The sequence below is a fragment of the Photobacterium halotolerans DSM 18316 genome (genome assembly GCF_000425165.1).
GTDB classification, from domain to species: Bacteria; Pseudomonadota; Gammaproteobacteria; order Enterobacterales; family Vibrionaceae; genus Photobacterium; species Photobacterium halotolerans.
The window spans coordinates 112073-122640 of the sequence record NZ_AULG01000013.1 but is presented as its reverse complement, the minus strand read 5'-3'; the positions used below and the strand labels follow the sequence as shown (position 1 = coordinate 122640).

Genomic DNA, 10568 nt, shown 5'->3' with positions numbered 1-10568 from the left:
AGAGCAGAATTGGAAATCAGCCGAACTCAGCCCGCATTCTACTGCTCAGTCAACTGCCCTGAGATGCACCAGATCAATATTGTTTTCATTTTTTATCCTGAACAATAAAGAAGCTGAGTGCGGAGACTTGAAGTTCGCTTTTTCGTCCTTATATCAATAGCAAGAGAGCCATTAGCCTTACTTTCAGTGCGTTTATTTTTTGAGGGATGACAGGAAGACTCCTGCCTGTAAATTGAGGTGAGCATGCTGACGCAACTACCCAGACTGCATCTGGAATTAACAGAGTGCAGTCCAAGATCCAGTGATACCAACCATCAGACATTGGCGCCGCCACGCTGGCCGATGAGTCAGGTTTTTCCGGCAATGCCGGTGACAGACAGCACATTTCGGTTACCCACAGTGACGTTTGTGATTCTGGTATCTGCTGAGTATGTACTTGAACAATTGAAAAAAGCCATTTCCCAGCCCGTCCTTCACTGATGGGCTACCTTGTCCTGTGTGATGAATGCGATAAGTGTGATTAACAAAAACAGACAAAAAAACCGGCGCTCAGTACGCCGGTTTCTGTTACAGACGGACAATTTCCCGTTGTGATCAGTTAATGACAAACAGCGCCATAAACTCATTCACCGGGGTTGCTTCCAGCCTGGCCTGATCACTGCAGAGCTCAACAATCTTATCGCTCATGCCCTGTGGGAAGCGGGTCAGCAGGTTGCGTCTGAACTTACGCTCCAGCACAGGAATGCCTTCTTCACGACGGCGGCGGTGACCAATCGGGTACTCGACCGAGACCTTCTCGGTGCTGGTGCCATCGCTGAAGAAAATCTGAATAGCATTGGCAATCGAGCGCTTGTCTGACTCCATATATTCGGCGCTGTAACGCTTATCTTCAATGATTTCCATTTTGCTGCGCAGCACATCGATACGGCTGTCGCCACGGTGGAAGTCATCTTCATAGTGCTCCGCAATCAGATCGCCGTGAATCAGAGGCACAGCAATCATGTACTGCAGGCAGTGATCGCGGTCGGCAGGATTGGCCAGATCGCCGGATTTGGAAATAATGCGAATGGCAGATTCGTGCGTGGTCACTTCGATACGCTCGATGTCGTCCAGACGGTCCTTCACCTGATCATGCAGCGTCACCGCACACTCTACCGCTGTCTGGGCGTGGAACTCTGCCGGGAAAGAAATCTTAAACAGCACATTTTCCATCACGTAGCTGCCAAAATCCTGATTCAACCTGAACGGCTGACCGTTGAACAGCACATCGTAATAGCCCCATTTAGGTGCGGTCAGCACTGACGGCAGACCCATTTCGCCTTTCATGGTGATCATTGCCAGACGCACGGCACGGGAGGTAGCGTCACCCGCGGCCCACGACTTACGGGAGCCGGCATTCGGCGCGTGACGATAGGTGCGCAGCGCACAACCATCGACCCAGGCCTGGGACACGGCATCTATGATCTGATCGCGATTTCCGCCCAGCATCTTAGTCACCACAGCCGTCGATGCCACACGCACCAGCAACACATGATCCAGACCTACGCGGTTATAGCTGTTTTCCAGCGCCAGAACGCCCTGAATTTCATGGGCTTTGATCATGGCGGTCAGCACGTCACGCATGGTCAGCGGCGCTTTGCCTTCCGAAACAGCGACACGGCTCAGGTAATCGGCCGTAGCCAGAATACCGCCCAGGTTGTCAGACGGATGGCCCCATTCTGCGGCCAGCCAGGTATCGTTGAAATCCAGCCAGCGAATGATGCAGCCAATGTTAAACGCAGCGGTGATCGGGTCCAGTTCGTGGGAGGTGCCCGGTACACGCGCGCCGTTCAGTACAGTTGTACCCGGCACAGTCGGGCCCAGATGCTTGGTGCATTCAGGGAAGCGCAGCGCCAGCAGGCCACAGCCCAGGGTATCCATCAGGCAGTTACGGGCGGTGTTATAGGCCTCGGCTGAGGTAATTTCGCTATTGGCCACATAATCGGCAATTTTTACCAGCAGTGCATCCGGCTGCGGGCGTTCATTCAGTTCAACGTTGAGGCTCATTCATCTTTCCTTTTACTTCTGAGTCGATATTGTTTCGATTCCCTTTCAAGGGAGGGAGTATCAGCGGCGTTGGTCTATCGGCAGCCAGTCCTGATGATCCGGGCCGATATAATCTGCGCTCGGCCGGATGATGCGGTTATTCTCACGCTGCTCATAAACATGCGCGGCCCAGCCGGTGACGCGGCTCATGACAAAGATTGGCGTAAACAATTTGGTGGGAATGCCCATAAAGTGATATGCCGATGCATGGAAAAAGTCCGCATTGGCAAACAGGCCTTTTTCGCGTTTCATCACCGCTTCCACCCGCTCGGACACAGCATATAAATGGGCATCACCGGCATCGGCCGACAACCTGCGCGCCCACTCTTTGATCAGCGCGTTACGCGGGTCTGAGTCGCGATAAATTGCATGCCCAAAGCCCATGATTTTGTCTTTGTTCGCCAGCATGGTGAGGATATGGCTTTCCGCTTCGTCCGGGGTTTTCCAGTGTTCGATCATCGCCATCGCCGCTTCGTTGGCTCCGCCGTGCAGCGGGCCGCGCAGGCTGCCGATCGCTGCCGTAATGCACGAATGCAGATCAGACAGCGTGGAAGCGCAGACACGCGCGGTGAAGGTCGAGGCATTGAACTCATGCTCGGCATAGAGGATCAGCGAGCAATGCATGACCTGCTTGTGCAGCTCCGACGGCGCCTTGCCGGTCAGCATTTCCAGAAAATAGCCGCCGGTACAGTCCTGCTCAGAACTGGCGGTATCGATGCGCACCCCGTCGTGACTGTAACGGTACCAGTAGCAGATGATTGCCGGCAGCATGGCCAGTAACGTGTCGGTTTTGTCTGCCTGCTGGCTGAAATCCGTTTCCTGATCCAGGTTACCCAGCATGGAGCAGCCGGTACGCATCACGTCCATCGGGTGTGCCTGTGCCGGAATCGCTTCCAGCACGGTTTTCAATGCATCGGGCAGGCCGCGTTTGGCTTTCAGTGTCGCTTTATACTGATCCAGCTCTGCCTGGGTCGGCAGTTTGCCTTTCAGCAGCAGATAAGCCACTTCTTCGAACTGGGCATTGTGCGCCAGATCCGTGATGTCATAACCACGGTATGTCAGGCCGGTACCGGTTTTGCCCACGGTACATAGTGCGGTGCTGCCGGCACTCTGACCGCGCAGACCTGCCCCGCCCAGTGGCTTGTTGAGTGAACTGTCCTTGTTTGCCGTGTTTTCATTGTCCGCTGTCACTGATTGTGTCGCAGTCATTACAGGCTCCTTTTGTTGCTGGTCGTCACGTTATTGGATTTAGACGCTCACTTCGTACGCCTTCTCTTTTTCTGTTGTATGAATGCTTTCTGTCCCTCCCCCTTTTCAAGGGGGAGGCTAGGAGGGGGTTACCGGGCACAATCTCTGAATCTGCGCACACCCTACGAACCCCACCCTAGCCCTCCCCTTGCCAAGGGGAGGGAATATTCGTGTTAACAACAAACTCAGTACCGTTCCTCCCCCCTTTTCAAGGGGGAGGCTAGGAGGAGGTTACCGGGCACAATCTCTGAATCTGCGCACACCCTACGAACCCCACCCTAGCCCTCCCCTTGCCAAGGGGAGGGAATATTCGTGTTAACAACAAACTCAGTACCGTTCCTCCCCCTTTTCAAGGGGGAGGCTAGGAGGGGTTACCGGGCACAATCTCTGAATCTGCGCACACCCTGCGAACCCCACCCTAACCCTCCCCTTGCCAAGGGGAGGGAATATTTGTGCACGTTGTCACTGGCCGCTGAAGAGTTTGTCCAGCGTCTGCTCATATTCATGGTAGCCAAGATAGTCATAAAGCTCTTCGCGGGTTTGCATCTGATCAACCACGTTGCGCTGATGACCGTCTGTCAGCAGGTGCTGATACACATTCAATGCCGCTTTGTTCATGGCACGAAAGGCTGACAGCGGATAAAGCACCATGCCGACTCCCTGCCCGGCCAGCTCTTCGCAGGAAAACAGCGGCGTGGCACCGAATTCCGTGATATTGGCCAGCACGGGCACTTTGACTGCATCCACAAACTGGCGGTACTGCTCGAGCGAAATCATGGCTTCCGGGAAAATCATATCGGCACCGGCTTCCACACAGGCAATGGCCCGCTCTATCGCGGCATCCATCCCTTCAACGGCCAGTGCATCGGTACGGGCCATAATGACAAAGCTGTCATCCTGACGGGCATCAACGGCCGCTTTGATGCGATCGACCATCTCAGCCTGGCTGACAATGGCTTTATTCGGACGGTGCCCGCAGCGTTTCTGCGCCACCTGATCTTCCATATGGACCGCAGCAGCTCCGGCCCGCTCCATTTCACGAATGGTGCGGGCAATATTGAATGCGCCGCCAAAACCGGTATCGATATCCACCAGCAGCGGCAGATCACAGGCGGCGGTGATCCGGCGCACGTCTTCCGTCACATCATTCAGGGTAGTGATCCCCAAATCCGGCAGACCATAAGAGGCATTGGCGATCCCGCCGCCAGACAGGTAAATCGCCTGGTGACCCACCTGTTTTGCCATCATGGCGCAGTATGGATTGATCGTCCCCACCACCTGCAGCGGGTGGTTGTCTGCAACAGCCTGACGGAAACGCTGTCCTGGCTTCATAACATGCTCCTTGTTGTTGTAAGAATTACCCGGCAGAACGCAGTCTGCTGAGTATCAGTCCTTGTTTAACTGGCTTTCGATCAGAGTTCTGCTGCGCATGATGTGGCGGCGCATCAGCATTTCAGCCAGTTCCCCGTCGCGATCCCGTATCGCTGCCAGAATCTGTGTGTGCTCGTTCAGTGCCCGCTCCGGACGTGAATGCGAACGCGGTGACTGATAACGGTACATACGCAGCAGGTGGTAAAGCTCATCGCACAACAAGCTGATTAACTTGCTGTTTCGACTGGCTTTGATGATCCGGTAGTGGAAATCGAAGTCACCGTGCTGGTGAAAATAGGAAGCACCATCAACCTGCTCAATATGGGTCTGATGGGTTTGCAATAAGGCCTCCAGCCCGGCAATTTCTTCGTCAGTGATTTTTTCACAGGCCTGACGCGCCGCCATGCCTTCCAGCGCTTCCCGCACAGCATAAATTTCTGCCAGCTTCTGCGGACTGAGTGCAACGACCCGGGCGCCGACATGGGGAATACGCTCGACCAAACCCAAGGCTTCAACCCGCATCATGGCTTCACGCAGCGGGCCACGGCTGACGGCAAACTGACGGGCCAGTTCAGGTTCAGATATCTTACTGCCGGCAGGAAAAACCCCGGTGACGATGCGCTCGACCAGCACTTCCAGCAAACTGTTGGATTTGGTCGGCTCTTTTACAGGATCAGCTTTACCGCTCATAGTCAGCGTGGGATCTTGCACATTGTCTACAATATCAATACTCACAACACTTTCCATCCATCCAACCAATGCATATTGTCAACAATAATTAATCAATAAGATAAAAATAGACCTTAAAAAGACCAAAAACAAGGGAGTTGTTAACAGGGAGTAAATATCGACAGTCAGAAGTGTCAACAATGTGAGGGAGATCGACGAGAGAAAATAGAGAAAATAGAGAAAGGTAAAATGGGCATGGTTAACCAGAAACCCACACACCCTGCACTGTTAACCCAGCAGTGTTAACAATAGTGCATTTTCACAGACAAGCCGCAAAATAACCGGGCAGTGCCCTTGCTCTCTTTCTAAGGCTTAATGAGTCAAGGCATAAAGAGTTAAGGCTTGACAGGTCCGGCATGCTGTTCAATATGCTTTTCCAGTGATCTAAACCATCCCAGCAAAAAAAGCACTTCAGCCAGGACGAACAAGGGGCCAATGATCAGGCCGGCAAGATCATCAATAAAGGCAGGCTTCTTGCCTTCAAAATAATGGCCAATAAACTGAATCACCCAACCCAGGAAGAACAGGCTAAGGCTGAAACCCAGCCAGCCCAATAAGGGCAGCGCAGCAATCGGCACAGCCGCCATGGTCATCACTGACAGCACAAACGCCATCATCAGGCCCATCGGCACACTGAGGCGCAAGTAGTAGAGCACACTCGATGCCACGGCAACATAAGCACCATTGAACTCCATCTCCCCTAATGAAAACGCTACTCTGGCAAACAGGCAGATCACGGCAAAAACAATCAAGGGGATACCGACAAAGTGCGTGTGTATATTGCGCTTTGAACGATGATAGAGCGCATATTGGGTCAATTGCTGTTCCAGAGTTTTCATTGCATTGTCCTGATACCGTCACCAAGCAATAACTCTAAAACACGGCACAATGTTAACGAAGTGTAAAAACCAGATTCTGTGATATCGCATCATAGTCACACTATCAATACCGGCGCAGGCGCAGCTATTTATCTGCTTCATCAGATCCTTTGGCAGCGGCATCGTGCTGCCATATTGAGGGATATCCCCCATTTACTGTTTGGTTCAGCCTTCTATAGTTAGATGGTCAATCCCATTGAGCACCGGAGGCAGCCATGACGAATGTGCAATCTGACAATAAACGCCCGACTCCAGATCCAGCGGAAGACAATGCGTTCTTCCCCTCGCCCTATTCACTGAGCCAGTTTACTTCACCTAAATCTGATCTGAGCGATGCAAACTATCCAGACCCTTACACTGGCGGTCGCTGGAAGATCCTGATGGTTGGAGCAGACGAACGCTATCTGCTTACAGAGAATGGCACCATGTTTTCGACGGGAAACCACCCCGTGGAAACGCTTCTGCCGATGTATCATCTGAACAAAGCCGGTTTTTCTTTCGATGTCGCTACGCTTTCTGGCAACCCGGTTAAATTTGAGTTCTGGGCGATGCCATCGGAAGACGAAGAAATAAAGGGACTCTTCGCCCAATATCGTGACCAGTTCAAGAAACCTTTGAAGCTTGCAGACGTTGTCGAAAAAGCGCTTGGCGATGATTCCGACTATATTGGGGTGTTCATTCCCGGAGGCCATGGTGCGTTAATCGGTCTGCCTGAAAGCCCAGAGATGAAAGCCGTGCTTGAATGGGCTAATGCCAATGACAAGTTCATGATATCACTCTGTCATGGACCCGCCGCCTTTCTTTCTGTTGGCAACAACCCAAACTTTGCAGGTTACAAGATTTGTGCTTTTCCTGATGATCTCGACGCCCAGACTCCGGACATTGGCTACATGCCCGGTCATTTGACATGGAAATTCGGAGAAAAGCTGAAAGCGCTTGGCTTCGACATTGTGAATACGGATATTTCAGGTGCAACGCATCAGGACCGGAAGATGCTGACGGGCGATAGCCCCCTCGCCGGGAATAATCTCGGGAAACTTGCAGCCAAAGCTCTGCTTGACGAGATTGGCAAAGAGTAATACCTATGCCAGCAGACGATGCAATTCGAGCTGCAATGATCATTGGAGGCGGTCGAAATCTGACATTGCAGCTACTCTTGGGCTATCCATACGCACGGTAGAAAACCACCTCCGCCGGGCCCGTCTTCGTCTTGGTGTGGCAACCACCGCTGAAGCCATCAGAATGGCGATTCGTAATGGTGACATCGAGGGGTGATCCGCGCACTCAATAAACAACACATGCCTATTGAAATGATCGATGCGATCCTAAACGTGGTGGAAGCTGAGCTCCCTCCCTGTAAGAGGGTACGTGCTGCAACGTGCAGAAAAATGGTTAGTGATGAGACAGAATGTGATTGGAATATTCAACGAAAAACGAAATCATAAGGACTGACGTACATGTTACATACTGCGAATAAAATGACTGTCATTGAAATCTCTGAGCCTGGCGGGCCAGAGGTTTTAACGCCCCTTGAGACAACGATTCCGGTGCCAAAGACCGGGGAAATCTTGGTTCGGGTCGAGGCCGCAGGTGTTAATCGTCCTGACGTCATTCAACGCCAGGGTCATTACCCAATGCCTGAAGGCGTCACTCCAATTCCTGGCCTTGAGGTTGCCGGAACGGTTTCATCAATTGGAGAAGGTGTTACGGGCGTACAGATTGGTGACCGAGTATGCGCACTGACTAATGGCGGTGGCTATGGTGAATATTGTACTGTGCCAGAAAGCCAGACACTGCCAGTGCCGGACGGCATGTCAATGACAGCGGCGGCGGCTCTTCCCGAAACCCTGTTCACAGTCTGGGCAAACTTATTCAAGCTCGGTGGCGCAAAGCAAGGTCAGAGTGTTCTGATTCACGGCGGGACAAGTGGCATCGGCACAACCGCGTTGATGCTATGCCGCGAATTCGGTATCGAGGCATATGCGACGGCTGGATCAGATGATAAATGCGATGTAATCGCAGATCTTGGCGCTACCCCTATCAACTACCGGAAAACTGATTTTTCCGATTTCATTTTGAAGCAAACGGATGGCCGTGGCGTTGATATCATTCTCGATATAATGGGTGCATCCTATTTCTCTGGAAATATGCGGAGTTTGGGAATGGATGGCCGGCTGGTAATCATTGGTTTCCTTGGCGGAGTCTGTGCAGAGCGAGTGAATCTGCAAGAACTCGCGTTGAAGCGGGCAGTTGTCACTGGTTCAACTATGCGAGCACGGACTTCGGCCGAAAAAGCCGAAATTGCCAACGACTTGCTTAAAAATATCTGGCCGATTCTCAATGCAGGTCGATGTCATCCCATCATTCACAGCACGTTCCCGTTACACGAAGCCGCGCGCGCACATGCAATGATGGAATCCGGCAAGCATATTGGAAAAATTGTTCTTACGGTGAGTTAGCTTTAAGCCCGGTACAGCGCCCACGATCACTTCATGAGCACATGTAATATCTCAGTACCCACTGATATGAGATGTCATCTGGTTGGTAAAATGAAGGCTCACCATCAGCCATTTAATCCGGGTACCAAAAAAACAGCCAGTCTGAGGCTGGCTGTTTGATCTGTACGTGTATGCTGATAAAGAAGAGAAAAAGTTTACCGGGTCGGGCCCGTCGCCACTTTTCGCTTACTCAGTGATTTCAGCGTGGACAGCTTCACTTCATGGATCAGAATCGCTCCCAAAATGCAGCCTCCGCCCAGCATCTGCATCGGCGAGACTAACTGACCTAAGAAAACAAAACCCAGCATCAAAGCAAAAATGGGTTCCGAAAGTTCAACCAGCTGAACCGTCTGGCTTTTCAAAATAGTCAGGGACTTGGTCGTGCACCAGAAACCGCCTATGGTGGGCAGCAGCGCCAGCAATAAGAGCGTTAACCAGACATTGCTTTCTACACCAGCAAAGCCCGACATGGAAAAGGGGACAAACAGATACACCACACCAAACAGCAGCAATCCGCAAACCGGAACTAACCCGCCGCCAATGTTCAGTTTCTTATTGAGCACCAGAAACAGCCCGTAACCCCCCCCCGCCAGCACCGCGAACACAAAGCCGGTATTATCTGAACTGGCGATAGTCTCATTTTCCATGAAGATCAGGTACAGACCCAGTACTGCGAACAGGACCGACATCCATTCCTGCGCCACCAGGTTTCGCTTTTCAAACAGTGCGTTGGCAAAAAAGGTTACCAGGGTAGAGACACCGAACAGCAGGAAGACCACCACGGCAACATTCAGGGTTTCGTAAGATGCCGTTTCAAAAAAGTACAGCATGAAGAAGCCAAAGAAACTGCACACCGACAAGGCTTTCCACTTGGTTTTTACATAAGAAAGCAAAGTGGCGGTTTGTCCGGTGACGGCCAGTAACATCACAATTATCAGCAAGGCAACGACGCATTTATAAAATGCCACGGCTTCCGGCGAGAGGCCCGACTGAAACAAGTTAACACTCAGTATGCCAACCATGCCGTTAAAAAAGGCGGCAAGCAGTGCCAAAATGACACCAAAGGTATGTTTTCTATCCATGAAGTTTCTCTGTGTAGGGGAAAAAGAGAATGCCAATTCACCATTGAGCCAACTGACGTCAATTTTGCATGCTGGGGTCAGGCTACTATCAACGGCATTACGCATCAACATGAATATTAAACAAAAATGCCATCAGGTGGCGGCCAGCTTTATTGCGTTGATTATTTTTGCATTTACAGTTTGAACAATATGCAATAGTGTTAAATCCAACATTTAGCAGGTTGCGAACAACAAGGAATGTTCAATGCGTAAATTACACGGCGCTTGCCTGTGCGGCGCAGTCACCTTTTCACTGGATGACGATTTTTCTCATTTTTATTTGTGTCACTGCGATCAGTGCAAAAAGCTGACGGGATCAGCCCATGCTTCCAACCTCTTTACTCAGCCGCACAATATCCGGTGGGAGCAGGGTGAACAGGCCATAGTGCGATACAACCATCCGACACGCACTTTCTCCAATGCCTTTTGCGGCCAATGCGGCGCGAACCTGCCCTATTTGTCCCAGAGCGGAAAAGCCTTGATCGTGCCGGCAGGCTCACTGAACGAGTTGCCATCCAAATCCCCGGACTGTCAGATTTTCTGTGATGAGCAGGCACCCTGGCACCAAGCCGGTATGCTAACCAAACACCTGCCGGGGTTTCCGGAGTAACTCTTGCTGCTCACTATTAAACGTAAAT

Annotated in this window: 10 protein-coding genes and 1 pseudogene; 5 read left to right on the top strand and 6 right to left on the bottom strand. The window is 51.7% G+C overall.

Translation table 11 applies throughout. From position 1 onward, the window contains the following. Positions 1-243 precede the first annotated feature (243 nt). Positions 244-480 carry a hypothetical protein gene (locus H511_RS0101780; protein ID WP_027250769.1) on the top strand — a complete coding sequence of 79 codons (237 nt, stop codon included), beginning with the start codon at positions 244-246 and terminating at the stop codon, positions 478-480. Between the two features lie 114 nt (positions 481-594). Here the strand turns inward: H511_RS0101780 and H511_RS0101775 are convergent, their stop codons facing one another. The 5 genes from H511_RS0101775 to H511_RS0101755 all read right to left on the bottom strand — a co-directional run bounded on the left by H511_RS0101775 (position 595) and on the right by H511_RS0101755 (position 6272). Next, positions 595-2046, bottom strand: coding sequence for a bifunctional 2-methylcitrate dehydratase/aconitate hydratase (locus H511_RS0101775; RefSeq protein ID WP_027250768.1), 1452 nt, complete (start codon positions 2044-2046; stop codon positions 595-597). Positions 2047-2106: 60 nt separating this feature from the next. Then, positions 2107-3294: a bifunctional 2-methylcitrate synthase/citrate synthase gene (prpC, locus tag H511_RS0101770; RefSeq protein ID WP_051287688.1), complete on the bottom strand. Its 1188-nt coding sequence runs from the start codon at positions 3292-3294 to the stop codon at positions 2107-2109. Between the two features lie 501 nt (positions 3295-3795). After that, positions 3796-4665: a methylisocitrate lyase gene (gene prpB, locus H511_RS0101765; protein WP_027250766.1), complete on the bottom strand. Its 870-nt coding sequence runs from the start codon at positions 4663-4665 to the stop codon at positions 3796-3798. Between the two features lie 54 nt (positions 4666-4719). After that, the gene (locus tag H511_RS0101760) at positions 4720-5394 is read right to left on the bottom strand and encodes a GntR family transcriptional regulator (protein WP_036758465.1); all 675 of its coding nucleotides are present in this window, start codon (positions 5392-5394) and stop codon (positions 4720-4722) included. A gap of 374 nt (positions 5395-5768) precedes the next feature. Then, positions 5769-6272 (bottom strand): Mpo1 family 2-hydroxy fatty acid dioxygenase, encoded by a 504-nt coding sequence (locus H511_RS0101755; RefSeq protein ID WP_027250764.1) that lies wholly within the window; start codon positions 6270-6272, stop codon positions 5769-5771. Between the two features lie 254 nt (positions 6273-6526). Between H511_RS0101755 and hchA the strand changes: the two genes are divergently transcribed. The 3 genes and pseudogenes from hchA to H511_RS0101745 all read left to right on the top strand — a co-directional run bounded on the left by hchA (position 6527) and on the right by H511_RS0101745 (position 8770). After that, complete coding sequence (hchA, locus tag H511_RS0101750; RefSeq protein ID WP_027250763.1) at positions 6527-7390, top strand: glyoxalase III HchA; 864 nt, start codon at positions 6527-6529, stop codon at positions 7388-7390. Between the two features lie 49 nt (positions 7391-7439). Next, positions 7440-7586, top strand: a pseudogene (locus H511_RS24950) (LuxR C-terminal-related transcriptional regulator); the annotation flags it as partial. A 182-nt stretch (positions 7587-7768) separates the two neighbouring features. After that, positions 7769-8770 (top strand): NAD(P)H-quinone oxidoreductase, encoded by a 1002-nt coding sequence (locus tag H511_RS0101745; RefSeq protein WP_036758396.1) that lies wholly within the window; start codon positions 7769-7771, stop codon positions 8768-8770. 194 nt (positions 8771-8964) lie between these two features. On the opposite strand, the gene H511_RS22205 is transcribed toward H511_RS0101745, so the two are convergent. Continuing rightward, a complete protein-coding gene (locus H511_RS22205) occupies positions 8965-9891 on the bottom strand; it encodes a DMT family transporter (RefSeq protein ID WP_051287686.1) in 927 nt (308 codons plus the stop codon). A gap of 244 nt (positions 9892-10135) precedes the next feature. Here H511_RS22205 and H511_RS0101730 point away from each other — a divergent pair, with 244 nt between their 5' ends. Next, a complete protein-coding gene (locus tag H511_RS0101730; protein ID WP_027250760.1) occupies positions 10136-10540 on the top strand; it encodes a GFA family protein in 405 nt (134 codons plus the stop codon). Positions 10541-10568: the final 28 nt, after the last annotated feature.